Origin of the sequence: Nonomuraea ceibae (assembly GCF_019396325.1) — a bacterium.
Lineage (GTDB): Bacteria > Actinomycetota > Actinomycetes > Streptosporangiales > Streptosporangiaceae > Nonomuraea > Nonomuraea ceibae.
Genome location: NZ_JAHKRO010000092.1, coordinates 1 through 14,493, shown reverse-complemented (window position 1 = coordinate 14,493; position 14,493 = coordinate 1). Strand labels below are relative to the sequence as shown.

At 73.5% G+C, this 14,493-nt stretch carries 14 protein-coding genes; 7 read left to right on the top strand and 7 right to left on the bottom strand.

The window, feature by feature from the left end; all coding sequences use genetic code 11:
• The first annotated feature begins 11 nt into the window (after window positions 1-11).
• The 5 genes from KME80_RS37205 to KME80_RS37185 are packed head-to-tail and all read left to right on the top strand — an operon-like array spanning window position 12 to window position 7,359.
• The gene (locus KME80_RS37205; protein ID WP_219512251.1) at window positions 12-3,659 is read left to right on the top strand and encodes a nitrate reductase subunit alpha; all 3,648 of its coding nucleotides are present in this window, start codon (window positions 12-14) and stop codon (window positions 3,657-3,659) included.
• The gene (gene narH, locus KME80_RS37200; protein WP_219512245.1) at window positions 3,659-5,305 is read left to right on the top strand and encodes a nitrate reductase subunit beta; all 1,647 of its coding nucleotides are present in this window, start codon (window positions 3,659-3,661) and stop codon (window positions 5,303-5,305) included. Before KME80_RS37205 ends, narH begins: the two co-directional genes overlap by 1 nt.
• Window positions 5,302-5,898: a nitrate reductase molybdenum cofactor assembly chaperone gene (gene narJ, locus KME80_RS37195; RefSeq protein WP_219512236.1), complete on the top strand. Its 597-nt coding sequence runs from the start codon at window positions 5,302-5,304 to the stop codon at window positions 5,896-5,898. The genes narH and narJ overlap by 4 nt, the downstream gene beginning before the upstream one ends.
• Complete coding sequence (gene narI, locus KME80_RS37190; protein ID WP_219512214.1) at window positions 5,895-6,617, top strand: respiratory nitrate reductase subunit gamma; 723 nt, start codon at window positions 5,895-5,897, stop codon at window positions 6,615-6,617. Before narJ ends, narI begins: the two co-directional genes overlap by 4 nt.
• Before the next feature lie 10 nt (window positions 6,618-6,627).
• Window positions 6,628-7,359: a nucleoside/nucleotide kinase family protein gene (locus KME80_RS37185; protein ID WP_246646388.1), complete on the top strand. Its 732-nt coding sequence runs from the start codon at window positions 6,628-6,630 to the stop codon at window positions 7,357-7,359.
• On the opposite strand, the gene KME80_RS37180 is transcribed toward KME80_RS37185, so the two are convergent.
• A complete protein-coding gene (locus tag KME80_RS37180; protein ID WP_219512202.1) occupies window positions 7,331-7,987 on the bottom strand; it encodes a helix-turn-helix domain-containing protein in 657 nt (218 codons plus the stop codon). The two genes, KME80_RS37185 and KME80_RS37180, sit on opposite strands and share 29 nt — an antisense overlap.
• Before the next feature lie 67 nt (window positions 7,988-8,054).
• Here KME80_RS37180 and KME80_RS37175 point away from each other — a divergent pair, with 67 nt between their 5' ends.
• Together KME80_RS37175 and KME80_RS37170 are read left to right on the top strand one after the other, a co-directional pair.
• Window positions 8,055-9,083, top strand: coding sequence for a DUF4037 domain-containing protein (locus KME80_RS37175; RefSeq protein WP_219512192.1), 1,029 nt, complete (start codon window positions 8,055-8,057; stop codon window positions 9,081-9,083).
• Window positions 9,084-9,163: 80 nt separating this feature from the next.
• Window positions 9,164-9,973: a universal stress protein gene (locus KME80_RS37170; RefSeq protein WP_219512183.1), complete on the top strand. Its 810-nt coding sequence runs from the start codon at window positions 9,164-9,166 to the stop codon at window positions 9,971-9,973.
• Here KME80_RS37170 and KME80_RS37165 read toward each other — a convergent pair.
• The 6 genes from KME80_RS37165 to KME80_RS37140 all read right to left on the bottom strand — a co-directional run.
• Window positions 9,970-10,281 (bottom strand): DUF4342 domain-containing protein, encoded by a 312-nt coding sequence (locus KME80_RS37165; RefSeq protein ID WP_219512175.1) that lies wholly within the window; start codon window positions 10,279-10,281, stop codon window positions 9,970-9,972. The two genes, KME80_RS37170 and KME80_RS37165, sit on opposite strands and share 4 nt — an antisense overlap.
• A gap of 200 nt (window positions 10,282-10,481) precedes the next feature.
• Entirely contained in the window at window positions 10,482-11,513 is a 1,032-nt protein-coding gene (locus KME80_RS37160) for an ABC transporter ATP-binding protein (protein WP_219512174.1), read from the bottom strand.
• Window positions 11,510-12,376: an ABC transporter permease gene (locus tag KME80_RS37155; protein WP_372455414.1), complete on the bottom strand. Its 867-nt coding sequence runs from the start codon at window positions 12,374-12,376 to the stop codon at window positions 11,510-11,512. Before KME80_RS37155 ends, KME80_RS37160 begins: the two co-directional genes overlap by 4 nt.
• Entirely contained in the window at window positions 12,373-13,092 is a 720-nt protein-coding gene (gene modA / locus KME80_RS37150) for a molybdate ABC transporter substrate-binding protein (protein WP_219512172.1), read from the bottom strand. Before modA ends, KME80_RS37155 begins: the two co-directional genes overlap by 4 nt.
• Before the next feature lie 12 nt (window positions 13,093-13,104).
• Complete coding sequence (locus KME80_RS37145; RefSeq protein ID WP_219512170.1) at window positions 13,105-13,512, bottom strand: TOBE domain-containing protein; 408 nt, start codon at window positions 13,510-13,512, stop codon at window positions 13,105-13,107.
• Window positions 13,513-13,710: 198 nt separating this feature from the next.
• A partial coding sequence (locus KME80_RS37140) for a hypothetical protein (protein WP_219512168.1) occupies window positions 13,711-14,493 on the bottom strand: 783 nt, incomplete at its 5' end.

Genomic DNA, 14,493 nt, shown 5'->3' with positions numbered 1-14,493 from the left:
GTGTGATCCCTATGGCCGGCATCGACGGCCCGATCAGCGACGCGCTGCTGAGGCTGGGCCGCTACCTGCGCCCCGGCGAGGTCTCGGCCGACCTGCGGACGCTGCACCAGATCGGCGGCCGGCAGGGCGACGCCTTCTACCGGGACCGGTGGAGCCACGACAAGGTGGTGCGCTCCACGCACGGCGTGAACTGCACCGGCTCGTGCTCGTGGAAGGTGTACGTCAAGGACGGCGTGATCACCTGGGAGGCGCAGCAGACCGACTACCCGAGCGTGGGCGGCGACCGGCCGGAGTACGAGCCGCGCGGCTGCCCGCGCGGCGCCGCGTTCTCCTGGTACACCTACTCGCCGACGCGGGTGCGTTACCCGTACGCGCGCGGCGTCCTGGTGAGCCTGTACCGGGAGGCGAAGAAGCGGCTCGGCGACCCGGTCGCCGCCTGGGCCGAGATCACCACGGACCCGGACAAGCGGCGCAAGTATCAGTCGGCGCGGGGCAAGGGCGGGCTGGTCCGGGTCACCTGGGAGGAGGCCACCGAGATCGTCGCGGCCGCGCACGTGCACGCGATCAAGACGTACGGGCCGGACCGGGTGGCGGGCTTCTCCCCGATCCCGGCGATGTCGATGGCCTCGCACGCGGTGGGCGCCCGGTTCATCTCGCTGATCGGCGGCGCGATGCTGTCGTTCTACGACTGGTACGCCGACCTGCCGGTGGCCTCGCCGCAGGTGTTCGGCGACCAGACCGACGTGCCGGAGTCGGCCGACTGGTGGGACGCCTCCTACCTGATGCTGTGGGGCTCGAACGTGCCCGTCACCCGCACCCCGGACGCCCACTACATGGCCGAGGCGCGCTACCGGGGCCAGAAGGTCGTGGTGATGTCGCCGGACTACAGCGACGCGGCCAAGTTCGCCGACGAGTGGCTCGCCCCGAACCCCGGCACCGACGGGGCGCTGTCGATGGCGATGGGGCACGTGATCCTCAAGGAGTTCTTCGTCGACCGGGTCACGCCCGCCTTCGACCGTTACGTACGGCAGTTCACCGATCTGCCGTTCCTGGTGTGCCTGCGCGAGCGCGAGCCGGGCCGCTACCTGCCGGACAAGTTCCTCACCGCCGCCGACCTGGGCCACGACGGGAAGGAGGCGGCGTTCACCACGGCCGTGTGGGACGAGCGCGCCGGCGGACCGGCGCTGCCCAACGGCTCGCTCGGCTTCCGCTACTCCGAGCACGGCGAGGGCCGCTGGAACCTGGACCTGGGCGACCTCGACCCGGCGCTGTCCCTGTACGAGGGCGGCGAACCGGTAACGGTCGTCCTGCCGCGCTTCGACGGCGACAGCGGCGGCGTGCTGGAGCGCGGCGTGCCCGCCCGGCGGATCGGCGGCCACCTCGTCACCACCGTCCACGACCTGCTGCTCGCCCAGTACGGGGTGGCGCGCGACGGGCTGCCCGGCCGCTGGCCGTCCGGCTACGACGACGCCGCCGAGCCGTACACGCCGGCCTGGCAGGAGCCGATCACCGGCGTGCCGGCCGGGAAGGCGGCGCGGATCGCGCGCGAGTTCGCCCGCAACGCCGAGGAGTCCGGTGGCCGATCCATGATCATCATGGGGGCGGGGGCCAACCACTGGTTCCACGCCGACACCATGTACCGCTCGTTCCTGGCGCTGACGACGCTGACCGGCTGCCAGGGCGTCAACGGCGGCGGCTGGGCGCACTACGTCGGCCAGGAGAAGTGCCGCCCGATCACCGGCTGGGCGCTGCTGGCCTCCGCGCAGGACTGGTCGCGCCCGCCCCGGCAGATGATCGGCACCGCGTACTTCTACCTGAACACCGGCCAGTGGCGCTACGACACGTTCAGCGCCGACGTGGTGTCCTCGCCGCTGGGCGGCGGCGCGTTCGCCGGGCGCGCCACCGCCGACCTGATCGCCGCCTCGGCGCGGATGGGCTGGATGCCGTCCTATCCGACGTTCGCCCGCAACCCGCTCGACCTGGCCGACGAGGCCGCCGCCGCCGGGCGGGACCCGGGCGCGTACGTCGCCGAGCAGGTGGCGACCGGCCGGCTCGGCTTCGCCTGCGAGGACCCCGACGCGCCGGAGAACTGGCCGCGCGTGCTGACCGTGTGGCGGGCCAACGTGCTCGGCTCCTCCGCCAAGGGCGACGAGTACTTCCTGCGTCACCTCCTCGGCGCCGACTCCTCGCTGCGCGCCGAGGAGGCCGGGCCGGACCGGCGGCCCCGTGACGTCACCTGGCGGGAGGAGACGCCGCAGGGCAAGCTCGACCTGCTGCTGACGCTGGACTTCCGGATGACGTCCACCACGCTGTTCTCCGACGTGGTGCTGCCCTCCGCCACCTGGTACGAGAAGCACGACCTGTCGAGCACCGACATGCACCCGTTCGTGCACGCCTTCACCCCGGCCATCGACCCGCCGTGGCAGACCCGTACGGACTTCGCCGCCTTCCACGCGATCGCCGAGACGTTCAGCGAGCTCGCGGCCCGCCACCTGGGCACCCGCACGGACCTGGTGGCGGCGCCGCTGCTGCACGACACGCCCGACGAGCTGGCCACCCCGCACGGCCGGGTGCGCGACTGGCGCGCCTCCGGCGACGTGCCGACGCCCGGCGTGGACTTCCCCAAGATCGTCGAGGTGCGGCGGGACTACGGGGCGATCGCCGCCAAGATGGGCGCGCTCGGCCCGCTCGCCGACAAGCTCGGCGCCGCCACCAAAGGCATCGCGTTCGACCTGTCGCAGGAGGTGGAGGAGCTGCGGCGGGCCAACGGCGCCACGCCGTCCGGCAGGCCGTCGCTGGCCACCGACGCCCACCTGTGCGAGGCGATCCTGGCGCTGTCGGGCACCACGAACGGGCGGCTGGCCGCGCAGGGGTTCGCCACGCTGGCCCGGCGCACCGGCACGTCGTTCGACGGGCTGGCCGAGGAGCACCGGCGCGTCCGCTTCGCCGACACGCAGGCCAGGCCGGTGCCGGTGATCACCTCGCCGGAGTGGTCGGGCAGCGAGACCGGCGGGCGCCGCTACTCCGCCTTCACGCTCAACGTCGAGCACCGCAAGCCCTGGCACACGCTGACCGGCCGCCAGCACTTCTACCTCGACCACGACTGGATCCAGGAGGCCGGCGAGACGCTGCCGGTCTACCGGCCGCCGCTGAACATGACCGCGATGTTCGGCGAGCCCCGGCTCGGCGAGTCGGGCGAGCGCGGCATCGTCGTGCGCTACCTGACGCCGCACTCCAAATGGTCGATCCACTCCGAATACCAGGACAACCTGCTCATGCTGACGCTCTCGCGCGGCGGGCCGACGATCTGGATGAGCCCGGCCGACGCCGCCAGGGCCGGCATCGCCGACAACGACTGGATCGAGGCCGTCAACCGCAACGGCGTCGTCGTGGCGCGGGCCGTCGTCTCGCACCGCATGCCGCAGGGCACCGTGTACATGTACCACGCCCAGGAACGGGTGGTGGACGTGCCCAAGAGCGAGATCTCCGGCCGGCGCGGCGGCATCCACAACTCGCTCACCCGGCTGCTCGTCAAACCCACCCACCTGATCGGCGGCTACGCGCAGCTGTCGTTCGCGTTCAACTACCTCGGGCCCACCGGCAACCAGCGCGACGAGATCACCGTCATCCGCCGCCGCTCCCAGGAGGTCGACTACTGATGAGGGTCATGGGCCAGCTCGCCATGGTCATGAACCTGGACAAGTGCATCGGCTGCCACACGTGCTCGGTCACGTGCAAGCAGGCGTGGACGAACCGGGCCGGCACCGAGTACGTGTGGTTCAACAACGTCGAGACCCGGCCCGGCCAGGGCTACCCCCGCACCTACCAGGACCAGGAGCGGTGGAAGGGCGGCTGGGAGCTCAACCGGCGCGGCCGGCTCCGGCTCCGCGCCGGCGGCCGGCTGAAGAAGCTCCTGACGATCTTCGCCAACCCGCTCATGCCGTCCATCCAGGACTACTACGAGCCGTGGACCTACGACTACGACCGGCTCTTCTCCGCCCCCGCCACCCAGGACACCCCGGTCGCCCGGCCCACCTCGCTCATCACCGGCGAACCCACGAAGATCACGTGGAGCGCGAACTGGGACGACGACCTCGGCGGCGCCCCCGCCCTGACCGCCGCCGACCCGGTGCTGCGCCGCGTGTCGGACGAGGTCAAGCTCGACTTCGAGCGGGCGTTCATGTTCTACCTGCCGCGCATCTGCGAGCACTGCCTGAACCCCTCCTGCGTGGCCTCCTGCCCGTCCGGCGCCCTGTACAAGCGCTCCGAGGACGGCATCGTGCTCGTCGACCAGGACCGCTGCCGCGGCTGGCGCATGTGCGTGACGGGCTGCCCGTACAAGAAGGTGTACTTCAACCACCGCACCGGCAAGGCGGAGAAGTGCACGTTCTGCTATCCGAGGGTCGAGGTCGGCATCCCGACCGTGTGCTCGGAGACGTGCGTGGGGCGGCTGCGCTACATCGGCCTGATCCTGTACGACGCCGACCGGGTGGAGGAGGCCGCGTGCGTGGCCGACGAGCGGGACCTGTTCGAGGCGCAGAAGGGCGTGCTGCTCGACCCGGCCGACCCGGAGGTGATCGCCGGGGCGCGCGCCAACGGCATCCCGGACGACTGGCTGGAGGCCGCCCGCCGCTCGCCCGTCCACCAGCTGATCTTCGAGTACGGGGTGGCGCTGCCGCTGCATCCCGAATACCGGACGATGCCGATGGTCTGGTACATCCCGCCGCTGTCACCCGTCGTGGACGCGCTGTCGGGCACCGGGCACGACGGCGAGGACGCCGGCAACCTGTTCGGCGCCATCGACGCGCTGCGCATCCCGATCGGCTACCTGGCCGAGCTGTTCAGCGCGGGCGACCCCGAGCCGGTCCGCGCCGTGCTGCGCCGCCTGGCCGCCATGCGCTCCTACATGCGCCGCCTCAATCTCGGCCAGGAGCCCGACGAGTCCATCGCCACGGCCGTCGGCATGACGGGCGAGCAGGTCGAGCGGATGCACCGGCTGCTGGCCCTGGCCCCCTACGACGAGCGGTACGTGATCCCCGCCGCCCACGCCGAGCAGGGCGCCCAGCTGGAGGAGCTCGGCTGCAGCCTCGACTACGAGGGCGGCCCCGGCATGAACGGCCCGTTCGGCGAGGCGTCCGGCGCGCCCGCCCCCGTCGCCGTGGAGAACTTCCACGCGCTGCGCCAGCGCCAGGCGGGCGACGCCCTCGACCGCGCCGACGAGCTGCACGGCCGCGTCAACCTGCTCAACTGGGACGGCAAGGGCACCCCCGAAGGGCTGTTCCCGCGCCGGGAGGACAAGCCGTGAGCGACCGAACCGTGCACCTGGCCGCGTCCGTCCTGCTCGGCTACCCCGACGAGCGGCTGGCCGAGGCGCTGCCGCTGCTCGCCGACACCGTGCGCGCCCTGCCGCGCGGCGAGCCCGCCCGGCGGCTGGCCGCCTTCCTCGACCACGCCGCCGCCACCCCGCTCGGCGAGCTCGCCGAGCACTACGTGGCCACGTTCGACCTGAAACGGCGCTGCTCGCCCTACCTGACCTACTACGCCTACGGCGACACCCGCCGGCGCGGCCTGGCGCTGCTCCGCTTCAAGCAGGCCTTCCGCGAGGCCGGGTTCGAGCCCGGGCCCGAGGAGCTGCCCGACCACCTGGCGGTCGTCTGCGAGCTGTCGGCACGCGGCGCCACCGCCCAGGCCGTCCGGCTGATGCGCGAGCACCTGGCCGGCCTCGACCTGCTGCTGGAGGCGCTGCGCGAGGCGGGCTCGCCGTACGCCGACGTGGTCGCCGCCGTGCGCGCCACGCTGCCGCCGGCCACCGCCCGCGACCGCGCCGCCGCGCTGCGGCTGGCCGAGCAGGGCCCGCCCGCCGAGGAAGTCGGCTTCTTCTCCGGAGGAAACGGATGAACCCGCTCGACCTGCTGCTGTGGGTGATCTGCCCGTACGTCGCCCTGACCGTCTTCGTGCTCGGGCACGTGTGGCGCTACCGCTACGACAAGTTCGGCTGGACCACCCGCTCGTCCCAGCTGTACGAGTCGCGGCTGCTGCGCGTCGGCAGCCCGCTGTTCCACTTCGGCATCCTCGTCGTCATCCTCGGCCACGTCGGCGGCCTCGTCATCCCCAAGTCGTGGACCGAGGCGGCCGGCATCAGCGAGCACGCCTACCACGTGACCGCCGTCGTCCTCGGCACCATCGCCGGGGCGTGCACGCTGGCGGGCCTGGCCATCCTGCTGTACCGCCGCCGCACCGTCGGCCCCGTCTTCACCGCCACCACCCGCAACGACAAGCTCATGTACGCCGTCCTGACCCTCGTCATCGTGCTGGGTCTGGCCGCGACCGTCGCCGCGAACGTGCTCGACGGCGGCTACGACTACCGGGCGACCGTCTCGCCCTGGTTCCGGTCGATCTTCTACCTGCGGCCGCGGGGCGAGCTCATGGCCGGGGCGCCGCTGCTGTTCCAGGCGCACGCCTTCAGCGCACTCGTGCTCTTCACCATCTGGCCCTTCACCCGGCTGGTGCACATGCTGACCGCGCCGATCGGCTACCTGACCCGGCCCTACATCGTCTACCGCAGCCGCGGCCCGCGCACCGGGGCGCCCGGCTGGGAGCCCACCGGCCGCCGATAAGGTGCCGGTCATGACGTCCGTACACCACTCGGTCTCGACCTGGCAGCAGCCGCTGCCCGCCCCGGCCTCGCCCGAACGTGACGCGCTCGTCCGCGACCTGGCCGCCCGCGTCCTGGCGCGGGGCGGCGGGCGCCTCCTGGTCGGCATCGACGGCCTCACCGCCGCCGGCAAGACCAGCCTCGGCCACGAGCTCGCCGAGGCGATCGCCGCCACCGGCCGGCCCGCCCTGCGCGCCACGCTCGACGACTTCAAGAAGCCGTGGAAGGACCGCCACCTGTACGACCGCGAGTCGGGGGAGGGCTACTACCGCAACGCCTACGACTACGACGCGCTCAAGCGGCTCCTGCTCGGCCCGTGCCGCGACCCCGAGGCCGCCTCCTGCGCGCTGTGCTCCATCGACCCTCTCACCCAGGTGGACCACTCCGCCACCACGGCCCCGCTCACCCCGGACAGCGTCCTCGTCGTCGACGGCGTGTTCGCCTTCCGCCCCGAGATCGACGAGTGGTGGGACTACCGCATCTGGGTCGACGTGGACGCCGACCTGTCGATCCGGCGCGGCGCCGCCCGCGACGCGAACTGGGCCGGCTCCGGCGCCGAGGCCGTCCACCGCGACCGCTACCTCGTCGCCGCCCGCCTCTACCTGGCCGAGGCCGACCCGGTGCCGCGCATGGACGCCGTCGTCGACAACCGCGACTTCGCCCGGCCCCGCCTCGTCACAGACCGTGGATCCGCCGCCCGGTGATCTGGTGCGGCACGATGCGGATGTAGAGCGTCCGGTCGCCGCCCACCCACGGGGTGACGTCCGAGGCCGACAGCTCCGCCGCCTCGTCCGGCGGCACGTGGTGGAACGGGCCCTGCACCAGCACGCTCCAGCCCTCCCGCTGCGCCTCGTCGATCCGGTCGACCTCGAAGCCGACCACGATCTCCACGCCCTGCACGCCGGTGCGCAGATCCCGGTCCATCGGCCCCCCGTACGCCGTCCGGAACAGGATCGCGCCGTCGTGCAGGCGGTAGTTGACCGGCAGCACCGTCGGCCCGTGCGAGCCGTCGAACGCCACCCGGCCGATGCCGCCCGGCTCGATCAGGCGCAGGCACTCCTCCCGGTCCAGCACCTCCACGTGCGGCGACTCCGCCGCCGGCCCGCCGCCGGGCGGCCGGTCGGCGGTCCCGCCCAGCAGGTCCTCGGCCGTGGTGCCGAGGGCCGTCGCCAGCCGCGACAGGGCGTCGGCGCTCGGATTGCCGGGATTCTCCTCCAGATACTGCAGGTAGCCCGGCGACATGGCCGCCCGCCCCGCCACCTGCTCGCGCGACAGCCCGAGCCGCTCGCGGTGGTACGCGATGCGGCGGCCGAGATCGCCCGTCCCCGTCATGTCGTTCCCCCTTCCCCCAGGGGACGCTACCCACGCCGCACCGGCCCACGCGGTAAGGTGCCGGGCGATGACGGACTTCCGCCCCGGCCTCGCGCTGGCCCGCTCCTTCTACCGTGACGTTCTCGCGCCGCTCGTGCCGGTGCCGCACACCGCCTGCCTGCTCGGCGAGGGCTCCGAAGTGCTCGGCTACGACAGCGAACGCTCCACCGACCACGAATGGGGGCCGCGCGCCCAGGTGTTCGTCGCCGCCGCCGACGTCGAGCCCGTACGCCGCGCCGTCGCCGGCGGGCTGCCCGCCGAGCACGAGGGACGTCCGACGGCCTGGTTCTCCCTGGCCGCCGGCGCCGTCACCCACCACGTCGAGATCACCACCTTCGACGCGTGGATCCGCGACCGGCTCGGCCTCGACCCGCGCGACGGCCTCGACCACGCCGCCTGGCTCGCGCTGCCCCAGCAGCGGCTGCTGCACGTCACCCGGGGCGAGGTGTTCCGCGACGACGCCGGCGAGCTCACCCGGGTCCGCGACCTGCTCGCCTGGTACCCCGTCGACGTGTGGCGCTGGCTGGTCGCCTCCCAGTGGCACCTGATCCACAACACCGAGCCGCTGATCGGCCGCACCGCCGAGGCGGGCGACACCCGCGGCGGACGCCTGCTGGCCGCCCGGCTGAGCGAGCTCGTCATGGAGATGTGCTTCCTCCAGGAGCGCCGCTACCGGCCCTACGCCAAGTGGTTCGGCACCGCGTTCGCCGAGCTGGAGGCCGCCGCCACGATCGGGCCGCTGCTCGACGCCGGCCGGCTGCCCGAGGCGCTGGCCGAGCTCGGCCGCCGGCACAACGACCTCGGCCTCAGCGCGCCGGTCGAGCCCGTGCTCGGCGACTTCCGGGTCGGGATCAACGACGCGGTCCGCCCGTACCGGGTGCTCAACAGCGCCGGCTTCCACGCCGCCACCGTCGCCGCGATCACCGACCCCGCGCTGCGCGCCCTCGTCACGGTCGGCGGCCTCGGCCAGCTCACCCACGCCGACGACGCGCTGGTCAACTTCACCCCCTGGCCCGGCCGCCTGGGCGAGGTCTACCGGTCACTGGTCGACGGCTAGGAACCCTCCGGCGGCCCGTACATATCCCGGCATTACGGTCGGCGCAGTTAGCCGATCGCCCCTCTGGAAAGAGGGAGGGCATGATCGTAGTGGGGGTTGACGGGTCCAGAGCAGGGCTGGAAGCCGCCGCGTGGGCGGCCGCCGAGGCGGAGCTGCGCCACGTGCCGCTGCTCATCGCGCATGCCATGACCCGCTGGGCCGTCGAGACCGGAGACGGCAGGCTGGCCGACGTGGCCGCGTGGATGCGCGAAGGCGGCCGGTCCGTGCTGCAGGCCGCCCGGGAACGGGCCGGCCGCGACCGGCCCGAGGCCGACGTCGAGACGACGCTGCTGGCCGGCGACCCGCGCGAGGCGCTCATCGCCGCCGGGCGCGACGCCGAACTGCTAGTCATCGGCAGCCACGGCATCGGCGGCGTACGCGGCATGCTCGTCGGCTCCGTCGCCCACGGCGTCGCCGGACGCGCCCCCTGCGACGTCGTCCTGGTCCGCGAGGTGCCCTCCTCGCCCCGCCAGGAGATCGTGGCCGGCGTCGACGGCTCCGAAACCTCGGCCCGGGTGCTGGACTTCGCCTTCGCCGAGGCGCGGCTGCGCGGCTGCCGGGTGCGCGCCGTCCACGCCTGGAACTGGCCCGGCCCCTTCGACGACGCCGAACGGACCGTGCTCGCCGACCTGCTCGCCGGGCCGCGCGAACGCCACCCCGGAGTGCCCGTGATCGAGGAGACCGTCCACGCGCACCCCGTGGAAGCCCTGAGGCAGGCCGCGACCGGCGCCGAACTGCTGGTCGCGGGCTCACGCGGGCGCGGCACCCTCGCCGGGATGGTGCTCGGCTCGGTCAGCCAGGCGCTGCTCCAGCACGCGCCCTGCCCCCTCGCCGTCGTGCGCTCGCCCTAGCCGATGTGCTCGTGCGGCGGCGTCACCGGCGCCGCCTGCTGGGCCTCCTGGGCTTGCCGGGTCTCGTCGTCGGTGCGCTCGATCTGGATGTTCCACTCGGCGGCCATCGCGGCCAGCGCGCCGACCGCCGTGATCACCGGGGCGACGATCAGCGCCGCCACCCCGACGGTGACGGGTACCTCCAGCACGGTGTTGCCGTGGGAGTCCTTGAGGATGATCCGGCGCACGTTCCCCTCGTGGATCACCTGCTTGATCTTCTCGGTCAGCTCGTGCCCGCGGACCTTGGTCTCTTCTCTGGTGACGGTCATACCGGAGACCTCCCCACGTACGGGCCCCCCGGCGTGAAGCCCCGCACCCGATCCGGCAGGCGCAGGTAGATCTAGCGGGCTCTCGCCCCCGACCCCCAGCCCTCGCTTGCTCCCGCCCCGGTCGCGTCGGCCACGCCGGTTGCGCCCGCTGCATGCCGCCGGCGGTGGCCAGGACCGTACCTGCCCGTTGGTCTCGCCCCTCAGGCCGGATAAGCGTGCGTTTCCGCTGCCTTGACCCCCGCCCACACCAGCCGGCCCGGGCTCAGGTCCAGGTCGGCCACGGCGGCCGGGGTGACGTCGGCGAACGCGGCGATCGGCCCCTCCAGATGGACGCGGACGTTGTCGCCGTGCCGTTCGATCCCGTCGATCGTGGCCTGCCACAGGTTGCGCGGGCTGCCGTCGGGCCGGGAGCGGTAGAGGGCCAGCGCCCCCGGGGAGAATGCCACGAACGCCGGCCCGTCCACCCGCTCCGCCGCCGTCAGCAGCAGCTCGCCGACCTTGACCCGGTGCCCCTCCGCCAGGCCCTGATACAGGTTCAGCCCCACCAGCCGCGCCACGTACGCCGTGCGCGGGCGGCGGGCCACGTCGGCGGGCGAGCCCTCCTGGACGACCGCGCCGTCCTCGATCACCACCAGCCGGTCGGCCAGCACCATCGCGTCCAGCGGATCGTGCGTCACCAGGACCGTCGCTCCGTCGAACCCCGCCAGATGACGGCGCAGCTGCGAGCGGACCTCCAGGCGGGTGTGCGCGTCGAGCGCCGCCAGGGGCTCGTCCAGCAGGAGCAGCCGAGGCCGCACCGCCAGCGCCCGCGCCAGCGCCACCCGCTGCGCCTGCCCGCCCGACAGCCCCGCCGGGCGGACCGACGCCTGCGCGGCCAGGCCGACCCGTTCCAGCAGCTCGGCGGCCACCCGGCGCGCCGCCGTCTTCGACCGGCCCTGGCAGCGCGGCCCGAACGCGACGTTGTCCAGCGCCGACAGATGCGGGAACAGCAGGTAGTCCTGGAACACCATGCCGATCGGGCGGCGCTCGGCCGGCAGCTCGTGCAGCGGCAGGCCGTCCAGCGTCACGTGCCCGCCGGACAGGCCCGTCAGCCCCGCCAGCGCCCGCAACGCGGTCGTCTTGCCCGCGCCGTTGGGGCCCAGCAGCGCCACCACCTCCCCGGCGGCCACCTCCAGCGTCACGTCCAGCGCGAACGCGGGCCGCCTCACCACCAGCCGGGCATGCAACGTCACGCGCTCACCCACCTGTCACGCAGGCTCGCCAGGATGATCACCGACACGGCCAGCAGCACCAGGCTGAGCACGATCGCCGCCTCCGGCTCCGTCTCCAGCGCCAGGTAGACGGCCAACGGCATGGTCTGCGTACGGCCCGGGAAGTTGCCCGCGAACGTGATCGTCGCCCCGAACTCGCCCAGCGCCCGCGCCCAGCACAACACCGCCCCCGCCACCACCCCCGGCATCACCAGCGGCAGCGTCACCCGCCTGAACACCGTCCACCGCGACGCCCCCAGCGTCGCCGCCGCCTCCTCGAACCGCTGGTCGGCGCCGCGCAACGCGCCCTCCACGCTGATCACCAGGAACGGCATCGCGACGAACGCCTCGGCCACCACCACCCCCGCCGTGGTGAACGGCAACGACACCCCGAACGCCGACTCCAGCCACTGCCCGGCCACCCCGCGCCGCCCCAGCACCAGCAGCAGCGCGACGCCGCCCACCACCGGCGGCAGCACCAGCGGCACCGTCACCAGCGCCCGCACCACCCGCCGGCCCGGGAACGACACCCGCGCCAGCAGCCACGCCAGCGGCACCCCGAGCACCAGGCACACCGCCGTCGCCACCGTCGCCGTCACCAGCGACAGCCGCAGCGCCTCCAGCACCTGCGGCTCGGCCAGCCGGCTCGGCAGCGTCGCCCACGGCGCCCTGATCAGCAGCCCGGCCAGCGGCAGCACCAGAAAGCCCAGCCCGAGCACCGCAGGCACCACCAGCACCCACGGCAACCGCCCAGCCACCACCCCACTCCGCCCCGGCGGCACCCCGCCCCGTTTCGGTGGCGCGCCGGGACGCTTCTGGGGCTCGGGCGTGTTGGCCGAGCTCATGGAACCTCGAACCCCGCCCTCGTCAGCACGTCGCGCCCCCGCTCCGACCGGACGAGCTCGACGAACTCCGCCGCAGGCCCCGCCGTCAGCGCGGCGATCGGATAGTCGTTGACCGCCTGCGCCGCCTCCGGGAAGTCGATGCCCGTAACCCTGCCCGCCGCCGCGGCCACGTCGGTCCGGTAGACCAGCGCCGCGTCCACCTCGCCCAGCTCGACCTTGGTGAGCGTCGCCTTGACGTCACGCTCCAGGGTGACCGGGGTGACCTTCACCCCGGCGGCCTCCAGGGCCTTGACCGCCGCCGCCCCGCACGGCACCTGCTCGGCGCAGAGCGCTACCTTCACCCGCGGATCGGCCAGATCCGCCAGCTCGTCGACCCCGGCCGGATTGGCGACCGGCACGGCGATCCGCAGCCGGTTGCGCGCGAACGTCACCGCCTTCGCGTCGGTGGCGGCCTTCATCGTGGCCGGACTCGCCGAGGCGAACACGTCCACCGGCGCCCCCTGCGCGATCTGCTGCGCCAGCGTGGCACTGGACCCGAAGCTGAACCGCACCCGCACCCCCGGATGCTCGGCCTCGAACGCCGCGCCGAGCTCGGTGAACGTACCCGTCAGCGACGCCGCGGCGAACACCGTCAGCTCCCCGCCACGCGCCTCACCCGGCGCACACCCCGCCAGCACGACGACGACGGCGAGCAGCAGCGACAGACGCCTGAACACCGATGGGCCTCCTCACGGGCTCGGCACGCGCGCGTGCTCGGGGATCTCCACGACCACGTTGGTGGACTTGATCACCGCGACCGCCACGACCCCGGGCTCCAGCCCCAGCTCGTCGGCCGCCTGACGGCTCATCAGCGACACCACCCGGTACGGGCCCGCCGCGATCTCCACCTGGGCCATCACCGCGTCGCGGATCACCTCCGTGACGATGCCCCGCAACCGGTTGCGCGCCGACGAGCGCCCCCCGTCCTCGGCCTCGATCCGCTCCCTTGCGAACGCCGCCAGATCGGCGCCCCCGACCAGCCGGTGCCCGTGCTCGTCCCGTTCGGCCGCCAACCGGCCCGCGTCGACCCACCGGCGCACGGTGTCGGCACTCACGCCGAGCAGCGCCGCAGCCTCGCTGATCCGAAACGTCGTCACGGTCGCCCATTGTATATGCGAGCCGATTCCCTGCTATAGCTAGGCAATCGCGAGCCCATCCCAACGCGTTGGAGCCGTACAGCCGACCACTCGCCCGCGCGCCCGACGTCTTTCCAGGCGCGCGCTTTCAGGCCCGCGGGAGAGCCGGGTTTCTGCTGGTCGGTCTGGGGTGTAGCAGGGGCTTGGGTGTTGGGTGGGTCAGCGGCGCAGGTCGCGGTTGGCCAGGAGGAGGCACGCGTACGGGACCGGCAACATGGCGAGCCAGAATGCGTGCGCTTCGTCCCAGTGGCCGAATCCGCATGTGGGCGGCCATAGCCGGATCTGCTCCGGCAGCAGGATGGTGCCCAGTACCAGGCCGAGCTGCACCACCACGGCGGCCATGGCAGCCTGTCGCCCCTGGGCGTGCCGGACGGCGGCCGCGGCGGCGGCCAGCCCGATCCCCAGACAGACGCCCATCTCGATCAGCAGGTCGCCGATCGGGAAGAGGGCGTCGGCGGGAAGCCGGGACAGGGCGTAGGCGAAGGCGGCGAGCCAGATGACGACCGCGGTGCCCCCGGCCAGCAGGCAGCGCAGCGCTTGCCGTACCCATCGGGGGACGGTTGCCGCGCCGAGGTCGGCGGACATGGCGTCGACCAGTGCGAACGTGGCGGCGGAGCCGAGCAGGGTGCCGGTGATCCGCATGAGCAGCAGTGCGTCGCCCGGCGGCAGGGTCTCGCCGGCCTGCACCGCTGTCAGCAGGGCTGCGGCGAAGGCTGTGACGATGACGAGTGGCGTCCAGTCGATGGCCTTGAGGAGGGGGCGGACCAGCGGGATCGCAGGTCGCCACCGGGTGCGGCGCACCGGCGGGCCGGAGCCGGGCCGGTCAGTGGTCCGGCTGGGGGCCGCTCGTCCGGTGGGCGGGGCGGCGTCGTCGAGCGAGAGGGGTGGCTGCAAGGGCATGGTCGGCTCTCCGGGGGAGGGGAGGTGGGTCACGGGCAGGGG

Excerpts from the sequence above, each read along its gene's own strand:
- KME80_RS37155 (WP_372455414.1), bottom strand. The coding sequence starts at position 12,376 with ATGAGCTCGGCCAACACGCCCGAGCCCCAGAAGCGTCCCGGCGCGCCA.
- KME80_RS37185 (WP_246646388.1), top strand. The coding sequence starts at position 6,628 with ATGACGTCCGTACACCACTCGGTCTCGACCTGGCAGCAGCCGCTGCCC.
- KME80_RS37175 (WP_219512192.1), top strand. The coding sequence starts at position 8,055 with ATGACGGACTTCCGCCCCGGCCTCGCGCTGGCCCGCTCCTTCTACCGT.
- narI (WP_219512214.1), top strand. The coding sequence starts at position 5,895 with ATGAACCCGCTCGACCTGCTGCTGTGGGTGATCTGCCCGTACGTCGCC.
- KME80_RS37165 (WP_219512175.1), bottom strand. The coding sequence starts at position 10,281 with ATGACCGTCACCAGAGAAGAGACCAAGGTCCGCGGGCACGAGCTGACC.
- KME80_RS37170 (WP_219512183.1), top strand. The coding sequence starts at position 9,164 with ATGATCGTAGTGGGGGTTGACGGGTCCAGAGCAGGGCTGGAAGCCGCC.
- KME80_RS37180 (WP_219512202.1), bottom strand. The coding sequence starts at position 7,987 with ATGACGGGGACGGGCGATCTCGGCCGCCGCATCGCGTACCACCGCGAG.
- narH (WP_219512245.1), top strand. The coding sequence starts at position 3,659 with ATGAGGGTCATGGGCCAGCTCGCCATGGTCATGAACCTGGACAAGTGC.
- KME80_RS37205 (WP_219512251.1), top strand. The coding sequence starts at position 12 with ATGGCCGGCATCGACGGCCCGATCAGCGACGCGCTGCTGAGGCTGGGC.